The sequence below is a fragment of the Vibrio sp. 1874 genome (assembly GCF_033344395.1).
Classification (GTDB): Bacteria; Pseudomonadota; Gammaproteobacteria; order Enterobacterales; family Vibrionaceae; genus Vibrio; species Vibrio alginolyticus.
This window is the reverse complement of the sequence record NZ_JAWPOR010000012.1, coordinates 91,429-110,781: the sequence shown is the minus strand read 5'-3', so window position 1 is coordinate 110,781 and position 19,353 is coordinate 91,429. Positions and strand designations below refer to the sequence as shown.

Genomic DNA, 19,353 nt, shown 5'->3' with positions numbered 1-19,353 from the left:
TTTAAATAAAAACAACGCACAATTGAACAGTGTTCATCATTGGGATTTATATCATTTTACTAACTCATACGGAAACTTTAGCAGTAAAACATGTCCAGCGAGTTGTTAGATCAATGGCTTACAAGTGCGAACTATATCGCTCAATTAGCCAATTTTGGACCAACAACTTGTGAGAGATCACCTCTCCCCCATACAACAATGATTATGGACAGCTAACTAGGACAAATAAGATGAAAAAGACTCTAATTGCTCTTTCTGTATCTGCAGCAGCTATGGCAACTGGCGTAAACGCAGCTGAACTTTACAACCAAGACGGTACTTCTCTAGAAATGGGCGGCCGTGCTGAAGCACGTCTATCTATGAAAGATGGCGACGCTCAAGACAAATCTCGCATCCGTCTAAACTTCCTTGGTAAACAAGAAATCAATGACAACCTATACGGTGTTGGTTTCTGGGAAGGTGAATTTGAGACTGCTCAAAACGGTACTGTAGACGGCGACGACAAGAGCGATCTAGAAACTCGTCTTGCTTACGCTGGTCTTGGCGGTGCTTACGGTGAGTTCGCATACGGTAAAACTGAAGGTGCACTAGGCGTTATCACTGACTTCACAGATATCATGGCTTACCACGGTAACTCTGCAGCAGACAAACTAGCTGTATCAGACCGTACAGACAACATGATGGCTTACAAAGGCCAGTTTGAAAACCTAAGCGTAAAAGCAAGCTACCGCTTCGCTGATCGTATGGAAAACAAAAACACTGGTGAGTACTACGACAACAAACAAGACGGTTACTCTCTATCTGCAATCTACGCTCTAGCTGACACTGGTCTTGAGCTAGGTGCTGGTTACGCAGATCAAGACAAAGCTAACGAGTACATGCTAGCTGCATCTTACACAATGTCTGATCTTTACTTCGCTGGTGTATTCACTGACGGCGAGAAAATGGAAGATTCAAACAACAGTAACACAGTTGATTACACTGGTTACGAGCTAGCGGGTGCTTACACTCTAGGCCAAACAGTATTTACAACATCATACAACAATGCAGAAACTAACAACGAAACTTCTGCAAACAACTTCGCTGTTGATGCTTCTTACTACTTCAAGCCTAACTTCCGTGGTTACATTTCTTACAACTTCAACCTGATTGATGCAGGTGACAAGTTTGGTTCAACTGACACTAGCAAAACAGTTGCAACTAAGATCGATGCTGAAGACGAGCTAGCTCTAGGTCTACGTTACGACTTCTAATTCCGGTCTTTGACTAGAATATCGAATGCCCGCTTTAAGCGGGCATTTTTTATACTTCATTTTAAGCAGCGCGCCTTTCTCTCGTGTCTCATTCATGAAGACATTTGAAGCATTTCTTTAGTTACCTAGCATATTGAAAGGACTTGCGTATACTCAATCACATAACTCACCTTAGAAAGTACCATTATGCGTTTACGTTGGCCCTTGCTCATATTCTCTTCATTACTTTCTGCTTTTTCACAAGCGTACCCTCATCAAGAGGTGTTGCCTGAAGGCGCCCGCATCAGTTTAGTTGCGGAAAAACTCAGTGAAAATGCTGAGCTTGACGGTGTTCATCCTACCGAACAACTGTTCCCACCAGCGAGTACATTAAAAATCGTCACCGCATTAGCCGCAAAGCTAGAACTGGGTGATAATTTCCGGTTTCGAACCAAGCTGGAAACGTCGAACTCAGATGCAGTGATTTACTTTGTCGGCGACCCAACACTCCAAACCAACGACTTAAAATCACTTCTCACTCTAGCTAAGAAAAATGGCTTAAAACGGATTAACGGTGACCTATGGCTCGATAACAGCGCATTCACTGGTTATAACCGTGCGGTGGGCTGGCCGTGGGATATCTTGGGAGTTTGCTACAGCGCTCCGGCATCGACCATCACACTCAATAACAACTGTGTACAAGCCTCTATCTATACACAAAAAGATGGTGGAACGCGGGTCTACGTACCAGAGCATCAACCTATTCGTGTCACAAGTACCGTAGAAACAGTTTCTAAAACCATTAAGAAAAGTCGTCATTGTGACTTAGGTTTAGTTGCAAATCCCGATAACAACTACAAGCTAACAGGGTGCTTGGTTGAAAGAGACAAACCATTGCCACTGAAATTTGCGGTTCAAGACCCTGAGCGTTACACCAGTCAAAGGTTGGCGACTTTGCTCAAGGAGCTCAACATTGGGGTATCAGGAAAGATTAGGGTCGGTACGGCGCCAGAAAAGCAGCGAAAGCTCATCGCAATGCATCAATCAAAGGCCTTACCAGACATTCTTGAAGATATGCTCAAAAACTCTGACAACTTGATTGCCGACACATTAACCAAAACACTTGGCGCTAAATTTTTCGTTCAGCCAGGCAGTTTTACTAACGGGACAGAAGCGATCAAGCAGATCATTTTCGCCAACACTGGTATTGATATTCGTAATGCGCGCCTAGAAGACGGCTCAGGACTTTCGCGAAATAACCGGATCTCCGCGACCAAGATGGCTGAAATGCTGCGCTATATTTGGAAGCATGAAAACGAACTCAAATTGATTGCCATCATGCCGAAATCAGGTGAATCCGGCACATTAAAGTACCGACAAAGTATGCGAAAACTTCCAATTAAAGGACAGCTGATAGCGAAAAGTGGCTCTATCTACGGGACTTACAATATGGCTGGATATGGCTTGGATAAAAATGGTCAACCTAACACCATTTTTGTTCAGTTTGTTTCAGACTACTTCCCAGAAAAACGGGACGACAACACTCCTGTCATCGCCCCGATTACACATTTTGAGCAGCTTTTTTACAATGACATTGTGAACTTTAGTCAGGCAATACCTAAGAAATAGTTCACCACGTTAAAGTAAATCCACATTCCTGAAATATCGACGATAGACGCAAGAACTGGACTCACCAATACGGCAGGGTCCAACTTGCAAGCTCGTGCAATAATTGGCAACAGCCCGCCCAATGTTGTAGAAATGGTGACTTGAATGAACAGCGCAACTGCTATTGCCAGAGCGATATCGGTCAGTTCAAAGCCTCCTGTTGATTGTCCTGCACTAAATAACATAATGCGTCCAATCATCACGATAGCGATTGCTAGCGCAATAAATAGAGCGACTCGGCTCTCTTTCCACAAAACTTCTAACCATTGGCGTTTTTTTAACTCTCCAGTAGCAAGAGCACGAATCACCAAAGTTGCTGCTTGTGTTCCTGTGTTACCACCAGCAGCTGCAATCACTGGCATGTACACTGCAAGTAAAACAAGCTGACTAAGGGTGTCCTCATACTGAGCGATGATCAAGCCTGACACTATCCCTAAAAGAGCCAGCGCAATGATCCATCCAATACGCTGTTTTACATGCCCTAAAACACTAGTTGATAAATAACCATCGGGTGTATCAACTTCAGACATATGCAGACCCAGTTGGTGAGCATAATGACGTGCGCGTTTGTCATGACCTGCTTGCTCAAGTTGAGCAATAAGACTATTCACATAGCCGACAGAGCAATGCTGTAAAATACCTACAGCCTCATCAATCGGCATAACCGTAAGCAAATGGACTTGTTGCTCTTGCTCATACTGCAAGAATGCATTGCGAGCTGCACCAATTTCTACTTCAGAAAAGTTTGGTGTTGTTTCAATAAAAGTGTTGTTCATTACCGTCATGGCGAATCTCCCGATTGGCATTGGTAACGACCATCGACAAAGCATGAAAAAGCCACTCTCGCACGCTAAAAGTCAGACAACAAATAAGATGCACAGAGAAAACCAATGCGAATGCACTGTCTATTCAGAATGTATGAAGGAAATAACGAGAAAAAATTAGAAAAGATGCCTCACCACTTAGGTAAGGCGGAGATCGCCAATACCGAAGCGGGTTATTTCGCTCCCTTAATCTTACTCACCCAACGACTGGGAGGATGGTCGGTATTGTTCATGTAAATCTCCGATAGCGCTGCCATTATTGGCAGCGCAAGTATAGTAGCAAAGTTCATCAGGTATGGAAGTTTTACTTTGCCGTTTTTGCTAAATTTTCATACAAAAAAAGCGCCCTTCGGACGCTTTCATTTGCAGTCATTATGGATTACTGAATAGTAATACGAGCAAATTTACGTTTACCTACTTGGAACACGTAAGTACCCGCTTCTGGAGCAAATTTGCTGTCCGCAATTTTTTCACCATCAATCTTCACAGCGCCCTGCTTAACCATGCGCATCGCATCTGACGATGATGGACATAAACCTGCTTCTTTCAACAGATTACTCACTGGGCGACCTGCGTCAAAGTCAAACTCTGGCATTTCATCAGGAATTTGGTTCTTCGCAAAACGGTTTACGAATTCTTGCTCTGCTGCATCGGCATCGGCTTCACTGTGGAAACGAGCAATAATTTCTTTTGCTAGCAATACTTTGATGTCACGAGGGTTTTTGCCCGCTTCTACATCAGCTTTGAATTGAGCAATCTCTTCCAGAGGACGGAAAGAGAGCAGCTCGTAGTAGCTCCACATTAGGTCATCAGAAATAGACATGATTTTACCAAACATTTCGCTTGGCGCTTCGCTGATACCGATGTAGTTGTTTGCTGACTTAGACATCTTCTTCTCGCCATCAAGGCCCACTAGAAGCGGCATCATCAGTACAACCTGAGGTTTTTGACCGTGAGACTTTTGCAGTTCACGACCCATTAGAAGGTTGAACTTCTGGTCTGTACCACCTAATTCAACATCCGTTTCCATTGCTACTGAGTCCCAGCCTTGTAGAAGTGGGTACATGAACTCATGAATAGCAATTGGCTGACCACCCGCGTAACGCTTTTTAAAGTCGTCACGCTCTAGCATACGAGCAACGGTTTGGTTTGCTGCAAGGCGAATCATACCTTCTGCGCCCAGTTCAGACAGCCACTCAGAGTTAAACTGAATTTTAGTCTTTGCAGGATCGAGAATTTTGAACACTTGCTCTTTGTACGTTTCAGCGTTACGCAATACGTCTTCGCGACTTAGCGGTGGACGAGTTGTGTTTTTACCTGTTGGGTCACCAACCATTGCAGTGAAGTCACCGATTAGGAACGTCACTTCATGACCTAGTTCTTGGAACAAGCGAAGCTTATTGAAAATAACCGTATGGCCTAGGTGAATGTCAGGTGCTGTTGGATCAGCGCCCAATTTAATACGTAGAGGACGGTCTTCTTTTAGTTTTGCGATTAACTCTTCTTCTGGAATCAGCTCTTCAACACCGCGCTTAATCTCGGCTAGTGCAGCTTCAATGCTCGCCATTCTTGTTCACTCCCACAGATTTGGCAAAAATATAATAGCTGAACATATTACTTGAATAGCGATGCATTTTGAAACACGTTAGACTAGGTAGTTGTCACTTTTTCCGTTTAATTTAGCAATCAAGTACCTCATGCATTCGATTTTTGTCCGACTTCCACTCTTGCACAAAGTATTGATCGGTTTTTTTAGTGCGTTGATTATCTTCGCGCTCTTCTTTTTACCTGATCCGCAAGACCTAGACCCGCAGCAGAGCCGATTAAAAGTTGGTCAACATTATCCTGTGCCAGTTTCCCTCGAACTCAGTGCACTAAATAGTTCATCGCCTGCGGTTCCCGCCGTGCTGCGCTGGGAGACATACAAGGTAAAAAATGGCGAGAGTGCTGCCATCTTATTTAGTCGCGTAGGGCTTTCTGCTCGTCTATTACATGAACTGGTGTCATCAGACAAAGAAGTAGAAAAACAGTTAACTCGGCTTCGACCTGGTGACCGATTGCAATTTGGCTTTGACGAAAATAACGACTTGGTGCAGCTAAGAAGGACACTAAGCGCGTTCGAGACTTTTCGTATCACATTAAAAGACGGCAAGTACGTTTCTGAAGTTGATAAGAAAGAAGTCGACTTCCAGTACAACTACGCAGAAGCCACCATCAAATCAAACTTTTGGAATGCAGGAATATCTTCTGGATTAAATGGTAACCAAATCATGGAACTGGCTGGCATATTTGGTTGGGACATCGACTTTGCTTTAGATATTCGTAAAAACGATAGCTTCCGAGTACTTTACCAAGAGGAAGTGGTAGAAGGAGAAGTAATCGGCCGTGGAAAAATCATTGCTGCGATCTTTAAAAACCAAGGCGATACCTTTACCGCAATATTGGATCAGAAAAGTGGCAAGTATTACGACGAAAATGGGCGTGCAATGAAAAAAGCATTCTTACGCGCGCCGTTGGATTTCCGTCGAGTTTCGTCTAACTTCAACCCACGCCGCTTACATCCAGTGACGGGACGCGTTCGTCCTCATAGAGGCACGGACTATGCAGCACCAGTGGGCACCCCGATTTGGGCGGCTGGTGATGGTGTCGTTCAAAAATCGTCTTACAACAAATTTAATGGTAACTACGTTTTCATTAAACATAGTAATACTTACATTACCAAGTACCTGCACTTAACCAAACGTACTGTACGAGCTGGTCAACGCGTTAAGCAAGGCCAAACCATTGGTACGCTTGGCGGAACTGGCCGTGTAACAGGCCCCCACTTGCACTATGAGTTCCTTGTGAATGGTGTCCATAAAAACCCACGCACGGTGAATTTGCCACAATCTAAATCCCTGACAGGCAAAGCGAGACAAACTTTCATGGCAAACGCGAAAGTTAGCATGGACAAGCTTGAACGCTACAGCAAACTGTTAGCAATGAAGTAAGGCAAGGTATTGAAAAGGGCAGCTTCGCTGCCCTTTTTGTTTTGTCGATATCATCACGATAAAGCTTACTGTTCAGAGTGATGCTCTCTCCCGAGCATAAGCAAACACGGTGTCAGAACTAACGTTAGCAAAGTCGCAAATGCCAAACCACCCGCGACAGCGGTCGCAAGCTGAGACCACCATTGAGTGCTTGGTGCGCCAAACTCCACTTTCTGATTAACTAAGTCGATGTTCATTTCTAACACCATTGGCAATAAGCCTAATATGGTGGTCACCGTCGTGAGTAAAACGGGTCTTAAACGCTGCACACCCGTACGCAAAATAGCCTCAGATTTTTCTAAGCCACGTTTACGCATCTGATTATAAGTATCGATTAAAACAATATTGTTGTTTACCACGATACCAGCCAACGCAATCACTCCAATTCCCGACATAATGATGCCAAATGGCTTTTGGAAAATAAGTAACCCAGCGAAGACACCAACGGTAGAAAACAGCACTGCACTAAGGATTAAGAAAGCTTGATAAAAGCTATTAAACTGCGTAATTAAAATCAAAGCCATCACACCAAGCGCGACAATAAAAGCATTTTGCAAGAATGCTGATGAGTTTTCCTGCTCTTCATTTTGACCCCGAATCTTATATTCAATGCCTTCTGGTAAGTCGAGCTGTTCCATTCCAGCGGCAATCTTAGGTAACTCAAGCGCCAAATTGTAACCTTCCACCATATCCGCTTTAATATTGATAACTCGATGACCGTCGACCCGACGAATAGTGTCTTGCTTATGATCTGGTTTGATTTGAGCAAAATTCGTAATCGGAACCAGACCAGCTGCCGTTTTCACTCTCAGTTGATCAAATCGACCTATGTCGCGCTTATCTTGCGGATAGCGCACCAAAATATCGACTTCTTCATCCGCATCATCGGGCAAATAATCGCCTATTTTCAAGCCGTTCGTAACAAACTGGACGGTATTCCCGACTAAAGTAGCATCCGCTGCAAAGCGAGAGGCGTCATCTCGCTGGATATCAATTTGCCAATCAATCCCTTCCTTATTAGTGGTATCACTCAAGTTGGTCAGTGCAGGATTACCATCAGCCCAATGTCGTACTTTTTTGGCTGCTTCATCTAACGCACTAACACTCAAATTTCGTGATGACACTTCAATCACGAGATCATGCTCGACAGGCGGTCCTGCGTCCGGGAATTTATACTCAAGTTCAACACCATAAAAGCGGTCTGTCGTCTCTTTTAGTTCCTCAATAATGGTTTTCACTTTGCGTCGATACTGCCAATCCACAGGCGTTATTTGAATCTGGCCAATCTCGTCCCCATTATCGCTCGATCCTGTGCGCGTGTAGACACTTTCAAACTCGTCATGACCGAGCATCACCTTCTCGATTTCGCGCATAACAACATCTTTTTCGTGAATAGACAGGTCACCATAAGAACGAACTTTAACGGTAAAAAAGGCAGGGTCCACCTCAGGGAAAAACTCTGCACCCAAGCCAGCTTTGTTGTAAGTGAAGCCGACACCTGCCGCTAGCAGTATCGCGCTGAGTAAGACTTTCCATGGATGACGAATCGCTACCGACAGAGTCTGGTAATAAAGCTTGGTAATGCCTGTCGCTTTTTCAAAGTTGCCGTTATGCAGCTCCACCATTTCTCGCTGAGCTTTCTGATTGACTACTTGAGGCTTGCCAATGATCCCACCGATGACAGGAACGAACAATAAAGCCATCATCAGCGAAGCGGCCAAGGTAGCAATTAAAGTAAGTGGTAAGTACTTCATGAACTCACCAGTGATGTCTGGCCAGAAAAGTAACGGAGCAAACGCAGCCAATGTGGTTGCTGTGGATGCGGTAATAGGCCAGGCCATTCGCTTTGCTGCATCTCGATAGGCTTCTTTACGTGGCGTTCCTTCTTGCATGCGCCGATCTGCAAACTCTGTCACCACAATGGCACCATCCACCAACATGCCTACCGCCATAATTAAAGCAAACAGTACGACGATATTGACCGTCAGCCCAAATACCGATAACACCAACAACCCAGTCAAGAACGATCCTGGAATAGAAATCCCCACGAGAAGCGCGGTCCTAACCCCCAATATGGCAATAATGACGATAACTACGAGGATAATTGCGGATAAGATATTGTTTTGTAGATCACTGAGCATCAATTTGACATCGTCGGATTGATCCCAAGTATATTTAACTTGCAAATTGTCGGGCCACTCGGCGCGCTTCTGTCCCAGAGCCAGTACTTCTTTTACCAGCTCAACCGTTTCAATGATGTTTTCCCCTGCCCGTTTTTTTACGTCCAAAACGATGGCAGATTCGCCATCTAAACGAGCAAAACTTTCAGGATCGCGAAATGCACGTCGTACTGTCGCCACATCGCCAAAAGTGATCACCTCTTTGCCATTCACCTTGATCGGTAGTTCAAGCACATCTTTCAGTGAATCAAAAACCGATGGGACTTTTACCGAAAAGCGTCCATACCCAGTATCGACAAACCCCGCAGCCACAACTCGGTTATTCAAGGCAATTAAATTATAGATGTCCGCTTGATCGAGACCGTAGCTTTCCATCAATAGCGGATCGACAACTATCTCCACGATGTCTTCGCGATCTCCTGCGATTTCAACCTCAAGAACCTGACGGAAACTTTCCAAACGATCACGTAACGTTCTGGCAATCTGAACAATGGTTCGCTCTGGTACGGTGCCATAGAGCACAACGGTCAAAACAGGCTCTTCAGATGCAAACGTGACTTCGTTTACCGTCGGCTCATCACTGTCCTCTGGTAACTTTGGCTTCGCAAGATCAACTGCATCACGCACATCTGCCATCGCTTTATCAAGATCCACTCCGACACTAAATTCCAGCGTCACCGAAGCATGACCTTCTGATGCCACAGAGGTCATCTCTTTTACGCCTTCAATTGAACGCAGCTCTTGCTCTATTGGACGAACCAATAAACGCTCGGCATCGACAGGAGAAATGCCTTGATGCCCAACAGAAACGTAGATAATAGGAATGGTAATATCAGGGCTCGATTCCTTGGGGATTGTGACGTAAGTAATGACACCTGCAATTAATATCATCACCAACAATGTCAGCATAGTGCGAGCACGAGATAACGCAGCATCAATCAGAGTGTACATAGGTGCTCCTTACTGCTCATTAGCCGCTTCAATAACTACGTCATCAACTTTATTGGCCAGTACTTGATCACCATCTCGCACAAAACCTTGTCCCAGCACGATAATGTCTACACGCTCTCCTAACCCAGAGAGCCACACACCATCATCCTCGGCCTTAACGAGTTGAATTGGAACAAACTCAACATGCTCATTACGCAGTGTCTTGACACCTAAGTTACCTTCTTCATCTAGTGCTAACATGGCAGCCGTAATCTTTACTGCCAACACTTCACTCAACGGCAGCTGTACTTCTGCGCTCATACCGGCAGGAATTCTTGCGTCTTGATTATCAATTTCGATTTCAATTGGAAATGTATTAGTAGAAGCAGAAGAAACACGTCCAATGTAGCGCACACGACCTTGATGATGCTGTTGGTTAATGGTTCTTACGTCGGCTTCTAGGCCTTCCTTAAGGTATTGTATATGCCGTTCACTGACATCGGCTTCAATCACTAAAGTATCCAAATCAATGACCGTCGCAATAGGGTCGCCAATCCCGACAAAATCACCTAACTCAACAAAGTGGTGATCTACGATGCCATCAAATGGCGCTTTAACTTCAGTATTTCTTAAAGCCGTTTGCACGTTACTCAAATTCGCACGTGCATCTACCAACGCTGCTTGCGCTGTCGCAAATGCAACCTCACCTTGCAGTCCTCGACTTTTTAGCGATTTAGCTGCATTAAACTCTTTTTCTTTAACCAACAGCATCGCCTGGGCTCGTTTAAGTTGAATGCCAAGGTCGCGCTTATCGATGTTTGCGATCACTTGTCCCTGTTTGACCGCTTGGCCTTTCTTTATGTTAAGACTGACTATTTTACCGGCAACTTCAGCGCCAAGACGCGCTTGACGATTGGGCGCTGTTCGTCCATACAATTCAATGGTTTTACTAGTAGGTTCGGCAAGAAAAGTATCAAACATCACCTTTGCAAGTGGTGTCGTGTTCGTGGATGTTGAAGAGTTAGGATGATCATCTTGTGCTTTGAGTTGGCCGATGGTTAGCCATGCAACAAGAAGTAAGACGAGGATAAGAGATACTAGCCAAGGGCGCTCGACAATTCGGCGTCCAAAAGAAAGTCCAGACATATAAAGTCCTTTTTATTATTTCTCTGCATATCTGCGAGCGTGCGCTTTACGTGACATCCTTCTACATAAAGCACAGGCAGCCATTAGCTGCCTGTTAGGTGTTAATTACACACTGAACGATGCACCACAACCACATGTTGTCGTTGCATTTGGATTATTTACGAAGAAGCGCGCTCCTTCCAACCCTTCTGTGTAGTCAACAATACCGCCAACGAGATATTGCAGACTCATAGGGTCTACAACCAGTGTTACACCACTGTTTACGATTGTCGTATCGCCTTCGTTTACATTTTCATCAAAAGTAAAGCCGTATTGGAAGCCGCTGCAGCCGCCGCCAGTAATGTATACGCGCAGTTTCAATGCTGGGTTTTCTTCTTCAGCAATCAATGCTTTAACGCGAGATGCTGCTGCGTCAGAAAAAGATAATGGTACGTTTACTTCGCTCACGAAGACCTCTCTCACTCGTGTAATGCGTCAAGCCTGAAGCAAGACGTCAAATTTGTGCTAATTGAGACGATTATCCAATACCTGACAAACTCGTTCAAGTATTCGCCGCCGATTCTTTATAACAGATGCGGATATATAAGATTACACTGCGAAACAACACATAAATTAAGCAAAACGTTTCTAACTTGATTATAGCTAGGTACAATGCGCTCCACTTGGTCCGAGCAATCAAAAGAGGATAACCCCATGACCAAATCATCAGAGCTGTATCAAAAAGCTCAGCAAACCATCCCTGGCGGTGTCAATTCACCAGTTCGTGCATTCAACGGCGTTGGCGGCTCTCCGCTATTTATCGAACGAGCAGACGGTCCACTGATTTTTGATGCCGATGGTAAAGCGTATATTGATTACGTTGGCTCTTGGGGTCCAATGATTCTTGGCCACAACCACGCGGTTATCCGCGAGGCAGTAATTGATGCAGCGCAACGCGGTCTTAGCTTCGGTGCGCCAACAGAACTTGAAATCGCGATGGCAGAATTAGTTTCTGAGCTTGTTCCATCAATGGAGCAAATCCGCATGGTAAGTTCTGGTACTGAAGCTACTATGAGCGCGATTCGCCTTGCACGTGGCTTCACCGGTCGCGACAAGATCATGAAATTTGAAGGTTGTTACCACGGCCACGCTGACAGCTTGCTAGTAAAAGCAGGTTCTGGAGCACTAACTCTAGGCCAACCAAGCTCTCCTGGCGTTCCTGCAGATTTTGCTAAGCACACGCTAACAGCAACATTCAACGACCTAGATTCTGTACGCGAGCTATTTGCTGCTAACAAAGGCGAAATTGCTTGTATCATCGTTGAGCCAGTAGCAGGCAACATGAACTGTATTCCACCAGTGGAAGGCTTCCACGAAGGGCTACGTGAAATCTGTGATCAAGAAGGCGCGCTACTAATTTTTGATGAAGTAATGACAGGCTTCCGTGTTGCTCTAGGCGGCGCGCAAGCACACTACAACATCAAACCCGACCTAACGACACTGGGTAAAGTGATTGGTGGCGGTATGCCAGTAGGTGCTTTCGGTGGCCGTAAAGAAGTGATGCAATACGTTGCACCTACAGGCCCAGTTTACCAAGCTGGTACCCTTTCCGGTAACCCTGTCGCAATGGCAGCAGGCTACGCATGTTTGAACCTTCTAAAAGAAGAAGGCAACGAAAAGCGCCTAGCTTCTAAAACGAAACAACTTGCTGAAGGCTTTAAGTCTCTAGCAGAAAAACACGGTATTCCGCTAGTTGTTAACCAAGTGGGCGGTATGTTCGGCTTCTTCTTCACTGACCAGGAAAAAGTAACTTGCTACGAAGACGTAACGAAGTGCGATGTAGAACGCTTCAAGCGTTTCTTCCACTTAATGCTAAAACACGGTGTCTACCTTGCGCCATCTGCGTTTGAAGCGAGCTTTACTTCACTCGCTCATGGTTCAAAAGAGATTGATGCCACATTAGAAGCGGCTGACCGCTGTTTTGCTGTTCTTGCAGAAGAAGCGAAATAATCGCTAAAAACGGCGATAACGCATTTAGAAAAGGACCGAAACGGTCCTTTTTTATTGCCAATTCAAAATAACCAATATCGCTAATACCCCAACGACAATGCCAAACCACGGTATTCGCTTAGCTTTTTTCTCAGTTTGACACTTTTTATCACCGTTGCAACAACCCATAGCTCATCTCTTGATTGATAACCGACTGATTTGTAGTCATTATAGCAAGGTACATCGCCCTGCTCTAATTCGGCATTGTCATAAGCTTGAAAGAGTTAAGAGTGCAAAGTAATAAAGGTTACACGCCATCATTGAAGGCATAAACCGTAAACGTCACCTGTAAGTTGGACTAATACCATGCCAAATAATGTAAAAATAACGTCGAGTCACCGAGTACTAATGGTTGCTTTACTCGCCGCTGCTTTTGCTTGCTACTTATTGGTTGAGCCATATATCAATTCCATTGTGATGGCTTTTATCATTTCTTTGCTCATGTTTCCGATACACGAATGGTTTGAGCAGAAAATTCCCAAGCACCCAAATATGGCAGCACTGCTGTCATGTGTCGTCTTGACGTTTATTATTGTTATCCCGCTTTTATTTGTGTTTGCCGCCATTGTTCAGCAAGGCTCTGTTTTCTCACAAAATACATATAATTGGGTTACCAATGGTGGTATCCAAGATATATTCCAACATCCTTTCGTTATCAAAGGCTTAGCGATTGTTAATGAGTACTTACCTTTTGATAAAATCGAGCCCAAAGCCATTGCTGAGAAAATTGGTCAATTTGCCACATCGTTTGGCTCTAACTTAGTCGCTATCAGCGCAAAGATTTTAGGAGACGCAACCAACTTCCTAATGAACTTCTTCCTGATGCTGTTTGTGCTGTTTTTTCTGCTTCGTGACCACGACAAAATTATCTCTGCGATTCGTCATATCCTGCCACTCTCACGTAGCCAAGAAGACCGCATATTGACAGAGATAGAGCAAGTTTCTAAATCAGCCGTGATGGGCTCATTCATGACAGCGATTGCTCAAGGTTTGGCTGGCGGCATCGGTATGTGGCTAGCTGGCTTCCCTGGGCTATTTTGGGGAACGATGATGGGCTTTGCATCATTCATTCCAGTGGTAGGAACCGCACTAATCTGGATTCCTGCAGCAGCGTACTTGTTCTTAACAGGCGATATGACTTGGGCTATCTTCTTGACGGTGTGGAGTGTAGTTATCGTTGGCTCTATAGATAACCTATTACGTCCGTTGCTAATGCAAGGCAGCGCCGGCATGAATACCCTTATGATTTTCTTCTCATTACTGGGTGGTCTGCATCTGTTTGGTTTGATTGGTCTTATCTACGGCCCACTTATTTTTGCCGTGACCATGGTACTGTTTAATATCTACGAGGAAGAATTCAAAGACTTCCTTAACCAACAAGACAACAGCTAGTCACCGCTTAATCACTTCAAGCTTGGGGCAGATTGTGCGAAAATCTGCCCCAAATTATTTCTGATGAACCAAATTTATGTCTGCTTATATCGCTCCTAGCCAAATAGCTCAGCGCCAACTTGAATACTTCAACGGAAAACACGTTTTAGTCGCTGGTGAAGTTGAAGACCTATTTCCTCTTGAGTTAGTGGCTCATTGTGAGTCTGTTGAAGTGTTTACTTCCAACTATAGCTACTACCGCCAAATTCAAACCTCTGACAAAGTGAAAAGTCATTTTGGCTCTGTGTTTGATGTTGAAACAAAAGCAGACATGGTCCTTTTATACTGGCCAAAAGCAAAAGCTGAAGCAGAATACTTGCTGGCGATGTTGATGGCGAAACTGGGCATTAACACCGAAATCGTCATCGTTGGTGAAAACCGCTCCGGCATCAAGAGCATCGAGAAGATGTTCCAAGAATACGGCCCTGTGAACAAGTACGACTCTGCTCGTCGCTGCTCATTTTACTGGGGTAATTGCCTCAATGAACCAAAACCTTTCAACCAAGCAGATTGGTTTAAGTCTTACACTGTTACACTCGGTGAGCAGTCGCTAGCGGTTAAGAGCCTACCTGGCGTATTCAGCCATGGCGAGTTCGACTTAGGTAGCCGATTGCTGCTTGAAACCTTACCTAAGCTGTCGGGCAAAGTGCTCGACTTTGGTTGTGGTGCAGGTGTGCTCGGTGCGTTTATGGCGAAAGCGAATCCAGAGATCGCGATTGAGATGTGTGACATTAATGCTTATGCGATCACTTCTAGCCAAGCCACATTAGAAGCGAATGGTTTATCCGGACGCGTATTTGCATCAGATATATACTCGGATACCGCAAAAGACTACCGCTTTATCGTCAGCAACCCGCCATTCCACAGTGGTCTAGACACAAATTACAACGCAGCGGAAACCTTGTTGGGTCAGGCACCACAATATTTAACCAAAGACGGCGAAATGGTGATTGTCGCGAATAGCTTCTTAAAATACCCACCAATTATCGAGCGGGCGTTTAATAATTGCGAGACGCTAAATAAGACCAATAAATTTTCTATCTACTACGCGAAAAAATCATAACTTCCCCCGCGCAGGCATAAACCTGCGCGATTTTTTCTCATAAATTCAACACTCATAAGAAAAACTGCGTCACCCTGCACGCTTTACAACTAACTTTCTTGTCAAAGAAAAAAAACTCGTTAATTTTGTTAATTCTATCTAGTTGAACATCTTATCCGTTTTTAACGAGAACCTCGGCAGCGAAGTATGTTTTAGAACTGCCCATTATGAGTTGTAATCTTATCCATGTTTAAATTCTACAAAAAACAGAAATTTAAGCGCCTTCAGAGTACACTGATGACCGCATTTCTGGTGCTCAGTATCACACCTCTTACCATTACTGCGATCTTTTTCTTGCAGTCCCACAGTAAAGATCTGCAAGAACAAAGCACCTCGCACTTACTGTCTGTTCGAGATACAAAACAGCAGCAAATCATCGACTACTTTGAGGCACGAGAAACCGAAGTCATGGGCTTTGTGCGCTCAGAGTTGGCTTACGCCAGTGGTGGCCGATTCTACGGTCTCGTCAATGCTTTTAGTCGTTTAGGCAATGATATTGCAGAGTCTCGTAAAAACGCCCAACAGCGCTACATCGAGGGCAGCGGAGACCAAATCAAAACCTCAACGTTACCCGAGTCATCCAACTATGTAGGAAGTGAACGTTACCGACTTTTGCATAAACGCTATCATTGGGCCTACTTGGAGCTCCTCAAGCGCTCTGATTTTAATGACATTTTACTGGTCGACATCAATGGTAACGTCACCTACTCGATCAACAAAGACGATAACTACGGAACGAACTTGTTATCAGGCCCCTACAAAGACTCGGCACTTGGCAAAACTTTCAAGCGTCTCGCCGATGATGTGACTGAACGTCGAAAAGTAAACGAAGACTACACTCCTGTGATTGTGTCTGACTTCGAGCTGGAAGGGGGGAAATCAGTCGCTTGGCTAGGTGCACCAATTGTTCAGCAAGGTTATCTACACAGCTATGCCATGTTCCGCTTGCCAAATAATGGCATCACTAAGTTAGCCGCAGACGCCAACCGAGAGTCATCCATTAACACCCTGCTGGTTGGAAATGATCACCAACCTCGCACAATTAACACGAAACAAGACGACATTAAGAACAGTTTAGAAGTGATCGATAAAGCACTCTCTGGTGCGTTTGGTGTCGGCACTTACACGAACGGCTTAGGTGAAGAAATCATCGCGGCTTATGCACCGATTGAAACTCGTGGTGTGATTTGGGCGCTCGTCGTACAGTTACCAGAAAACGAAGCTTTCGCTCGTATCCATCAACTCGAAAAACTATTCGTTATCGCTATGTTGATCGCCATTATCCTTGTGGTGATAGCTTCTCACTATTTATCAAACTTTATCACTTCTCCGTTGCTGAAATTGACTTGGGTTGCCGAAAAGGTCTCTGCAGGGGATCTTGATGACACGTCTTTTAATACGGTTCGTAAAGATGAAATTGGTCGGCTTGCGTTAAGCTTTGAACGAATGCAACGCTCTATTCGAGAGAAGATTCAAACCATTAAGAAGCAAAATGAAGAACTAGAAAGCAACATACAGATCATTCAGAAACAGAATGAAGAACTGCAATTGGCCGATAAATTAAAAGATGAGTTCTTAGCCACGACTTCTCATGAACTTCGTACACCGTTACACGGCATGGTCGGGATTGCTGAAACCTTAGCGTCCGGCGCCAATGGCGCGATCCCCGCTAGCCAGAAATATCAGCTTGATATCATCATTAAAAGTGGTCAGCGTCTCGCTAATCTAGTCGATGACTTGTTGGATTATCATAAAATGCGTTATGGAAGCATGGATATCCAGAAATCAGCAGTGAGTTTGGGCAGTGCAACACGATTGGTTTTAGAGCTTTCTAGCCATTTACTCGGAAGTAAAACCATCCGCATCATCAACCAAGTCCCAGCGGATTTAAAAGCAGTATCAGCTGACCCGCAACGCCTTGAACAAGTGCTATATAACCTGATTGGCAATGCGATTAAATACACCTCAGAAGGTAAAATTGTTATCTCCGCTAATGTGGTAGATGATCATGTACGCGTACAAGTTGTGGATACTGGACAAGGAATTCCCGCAGAACAACTTGAACATATTTTTGAACCACTCATCCAAGCAGGGCAAGATGCGAGCCGTTATCGTCAAGGTGCAGGACTTGGGCTCTCCATTAGCCGTCAATTGATCGAATTAATGGGAGGCTCGTTATACGTCAGTAGCCAACCAATGGTCGGAACTACCTTCAGTTTCACTTTACCGCTCGCCAGCGAAGAAGAAATCCAAGCAACCCAGACTCTAGCTGCGCACGGGCACTTCCAAATTCCTGAAGTTAATGTAGAGAACAGTGAAGACTTATCACTTCCAGAGAACCCAGACGGCCCGTTACTGTATGTTGCTGACGATGAACCAGTAAACTTACGCGTGCTTGAAAGCTTTTTACGTTTAGAGGGCTATCGTGTGCGTACCGTCTCCGATGGGCCAGAAACGTTAGCGCTCGTCGAGCAAGAGAAGCCGGAACTTCTGTTATTGGATATCATGATGCCAGGCATGAGCGGCTACCAAGTTTGTAGTGAACTACGTGAAACCTATGATCATGCCGAGTTGCCAATCATTATGCTCACCGCACTCAGTCAAACAGAAGATCGTGTAAGAGGTTTTGAAGCAGGAGCCAACGACTATTTATCGAAACCATTTAATAAACAAGAGTTGGCGGCACGTATCCAAGCGCATTTAACGGCAAGTAAAGCAGAAATGCGCCATATGGAAAACAAAGTGCTAGAGTCTGAACTTAGACAGCGAGCAGTCGTTGAAGCAAGCTTACTTGAGACTCAAGGTCGTTTGTTGGAACAGCTAGAATCGGCTCCTGAAGCTATCATCTGTCTACGTGAAGACAAGCGTATTCGCTTTGCTAACGAAGCTGCATGTAAGCTATTCAAGCGCAGCTTAGAACAGCTAAAGCGCTCATCTGCTGATGAGCTGATTGCCCCTAAATATCTAACCGTCAAACAACCTCATTACTGTGGCAAGATTGATATCTATATTGAAGATATTCGTCAGAACATCGAAGCAGACATTCTTAAGCTCCCTGAAGGTTCAGGGTTAGATATCATGTACATCTTTAATGTCGGCGGTGGAGCCAGTGCCGCTCGCATACATAATCTAGAAACCGCCGTAGAAGTGCTTTCAAGTTATGCATTTGATGGTGACAAAGACCAATTGCAAAAGCTAAAAGAGCTTGGCGGAGAATTTACGCGCCTTGCAGACAAAGCGCTCGGTAATAAAAAAGACAAGCAAGAACTTATGCGAGAAGTTCTAGTAGACGCAATGACACATGCTTTAGAGTATTGGGAGTCTGTAACGGGTGAAAGTAAGTTCGCATTTGCAGAGCAAAGTGGCTTGTGGCGCGTTTATCTAGACCGTAGTACTTTGCAAACACGCACTTTAGATAAATACATGCGTATAGAAACATTACCCAAAAGACCACGTTGGAGAACGGTGCTAAGCTCGATAGAGTTCATTCTCGAACACTGCAAAGAACAGAGCCCCGAGAGAGCATACATAGAAGCACAACGAGATAAACTACAGCGACTATTGACCAGCTAATATTTATCAAAAAAACTAGCCCAGCGTGCATGCTGGGCTTTTTTGTTATTCGAGTATTCCCTTCCTAGAGATAAAAGAGACCGCCTCTTCCTACCCCATTAACATATTTCCAATAACGAACATTCGGTTAGACATCGCTATCTATTGTTGGTCTTCAAAACGTACGACCTTATCCATTTAACTGGCCTTAATTAGGTAAGTTCGAGCAAC

Annotated in this window: 12 protein-coding genes; 7 read left to right on the top strand and 5 right to left on the bottom strand. The window is 44.6% G+C overall.

Features of this window, described 5'->3' with window-relative positions:
* Window positions 1-230: 230 nt before the first annotated feature.
* On the top strand, window positions 231-1,253 hold the full coding sequence (locus tag R8N46_RS18715) for a porin (protein ID WP_005380064.1): 1,023 nt from the start codon (window positions 231-233) through the stop codon (window positions 1,251-1,253).
* Between the two features lie 186 nt (window positions 1,254-1,439).
* Window positions 1,440-2,861: a serine-type D-Ala-D-Ala carboxypeptidase gene (gene dacB, locus R8N46_RS18710; RefSeq protein WP_017820417.1), complete on the top strand. Its 1,422-nt coding sequence runs from the start codon at window positions 1,440-1,442 to the stop codon at window positions 2,859-2,861.
* Here dacB and R8N46_RS18705 read toward each other — a convergent pair.
* Both R8N46_RS18705 and tyrS read right to left on the bottom strand, forming a co-directional pair.
* On the bottom strand, window positions 2,840-3,685 hold the full coding sequence (locus R8N46_RS18705; protein ID WP_005380062.1) for a magnesium transporter: 846 nt from the start codon (window positions 3,683-3,685) through the stop codon (window positions 2,840-2,842). The two genes, dacB and R8N46_RS18705, sit on opposite strands and share 22 nt — an antisense overlap.
* 418 nt (window positions 3,686-4,103) lie before the next feature.
* The gene (gene tyrS, locus R8N46_RS18700; protein ID WP_017820416.1) at window positions 4,104-5,291 is read right to left on the bottom strand and encodes a tyrosine--tRNA ligase; all 1,188 of its coding nucleotides are present in this window, start codon (window positions 5,289-5,291) and stop codon (window positions 4,104-4,106) included.
* A gap of 130 nt (window positions 5,292-5,421) precedes the next feature.
* Between tyrS and R8N46_RS18695 the strand changes: the two genes are divergently transcribed.
* Window positions 5,422-6,714 carry a peptidoglycan DD-metalloendopeptidase family protein gene (locus R8N46_RS18695; RefSeq protein ID WP_033905576.1) on the top strand — a complete coding sequence of 431 codons (1,293 nt, stop codon included), beginning with the start codon at window positions 5,422-5,424 and terminating at the stop codon, window positions 6,712-6,714.
* Window positions 6,715-6,779: 65 nt separating this feature from the next.
* Here R8N46_RS18695 and vmeK read toward each other — a convergent pair whose 3' ends face one another.
* The 3 genes from vmeK to erpA all read right to left on the bottom strand — a co-directional run bounded on the left by vmeK (window position 6,780) and on the right by erpA (window position 11,456).
* The gene (gene vmeK / locus R8N46_RS18690; RefSeq protein WP_017820415.1) at window positions 6,780-9,884 is read right to left on the bottom strand and encodes a multidrug efflux RND transporter permease subunit VmeK; all 3,105 of its coding nucleotides are present in this window, start codon (window positions 9,882-9,884) and stop codon (window positions 6,780-6,782) included.
* Between the two features lie 9 nt (window positions 9,885-9,893).
* Complete coding sequence (locus R8N46_RS18685) at window positions 9,894-11,009, bottom strand: efflux RND transporter periplasmic adaptor subunit (protein ID WP_005380030.1); 1,116 nt, start codon at window positions 11,007-11,009, stop codon at window positions 9,894-9,896.
* A gap of 105 nt (window positions 11,010-11,114) precedes the next feature.
* Window positions 11,115-11,456 (bottom strand): iron-sulfur cluster insertion protein ErpA, encoded by a 342-nt coding sequence (gene erpA / locus R8N46_RS18680; protein WP_005380031.1) that lies wholly within the window; start codon window positions 11,454-11,456, stop codon window positions 11,115-11,117.
* 246 nt (window positions 11,457-11,702) lie between these two features.
* Here erpA and hemL point away from each other — a divergent pair, with 246 nt between their 5' ends.
* The 4 genes from hemL to R8N46_RS18660 all read left to right on the top strand — a co-directional run bounded on the left by hemL (window position 11,703) and on the right by R8N46_RS18660 (window position 19,143).
* Window positions 11,703-12,998 carry a glutamate-1-semialdehyde 2,1-aminomutase gene (gene hemL / locus R8N46_RS18675; RefSeq protein ID WP_005380032.1) on the top strand — a complete coding sequence of 432 codons (1,296 nt, stop codon included), beginning with the start codon at window positions 11,703-11,705 and terminating at the stop codon, window positions 12,996-12,998.
* Between the two features lie 345 nt (window positions 12,999-13,343).
* Window positions 13,344-14,429: an AI-2E family transporter gene (locus R8N46_RS18670; RefSeq protein ID WP_031779035.1), complete on the top strand. Its 1,086-nt coding sequence runs from the start codon at window positions 13,344-13,346 to the stop codon at window positions 14,427-14,429.
* Between the two features lie 76 nt (window positions 14,430-14,505).
* Window positions 14,506-15,531, top strand: a complete 1,026-nt coding sequence (gene rsmC / locus R8N46_RS18665; RefSeq protein ID WP_017820412.1) for a 16S rRNA (guanine(1207)-N(2))-methyltransferase RsmC — start codon at window positions 14,506-14,508, stop codon at window positions 15,529-15,531.
* Between the two features lie 225 nt (window positions 15,532-15,756).
* On the top strand, window positions 15,757-19,143 hold the full coding sequence (locus R8N46_RS18660) for a response regulator (protein ID WP_318098469.1): 3,387 nt from the start codon (window positions 15,757-15,759) through the stop codon (window positions 19,141-19,143).
* The last annotated feature ends 210 nt before the right edge of the window (window positions 19,144-19,353 follow it).

Bases quoted from the DNA above. Each gene is read 5' to 3' on its own strand.
- R8N46_RS18715 (WP_005380064.1), top strand. From the start codon at position 231: ATGAAAAAGACTCTAATTGCTCTTTCTGTATCTGCAGCAGCTATGGCA.
- dacB (WP_017820417.1), top strand. From the start codon at position 1,440: ATGCGTTTACGTTGGCCCTTGCTCATATTCTCTTCATTACTTTCTGCT.
- R8N46_RS18705 (WP_005380062.1), bottom strand. From the start codon at position 3,685: ATGACGGTAATGAACAACACTTTTATTGAAACAACACCAAACTTTTCT.
- tyrS (WP_017820416.1), bottom strand. From the start codon at position 5,291: ATGGCGAGCATTGAAGCTGCACTAGCCGAGATTAAGCGCGGTGTTGAA.
- R8N46_RS18695 (WP_033905576.1), top strand. From the start codon at position 5,422: ATGCATTCGATTTTTGTCCGACTTCCACTCTTGCACAAAGTATTGATC.
- vmeK (WP_017820415.1), bottom strand. From the start codon at position 9,884: ATGTACACTCTGATTGATGCTGCGTTATCTCGTGCTCGCACTATGCTG.
- R8N46_RS18685 (WP_005380030.1), bottom strand. From the start codon at position 11,009: ATGTCTGGACTTTCTTTTGGACGCCGAATTGTCGAGCGCCCTTGGCTA.
- hemL (WP_005380032.1), top strand. From the start codon at position 11,703: ATGACCAAATCATCAGAGCTGTATCAAAAAGCTCAGCAAACCATCCCT.
- R8N46_RS18670 (WP_031779035.1), top strand. From the start codon at position 13,344: ATGCCAAATAATGTAAAAATAACGTCGAGTCACCGAGTACTAATGGTT.
- rsmC (WP_017820412.1), top strand. From the start codon at position 14,506: ATGTCTGCTTATATCGCTCCTAGCCAAATAGCTCAGCGCCAACTTGAA.
- R8N46_RS18660 (WP_318098469.1), top strand. From the start codon at position 15,757: ATGTTTAAATTCTACAAAAAACAGAAATTTAAGCGCCTTCAGAGTACA.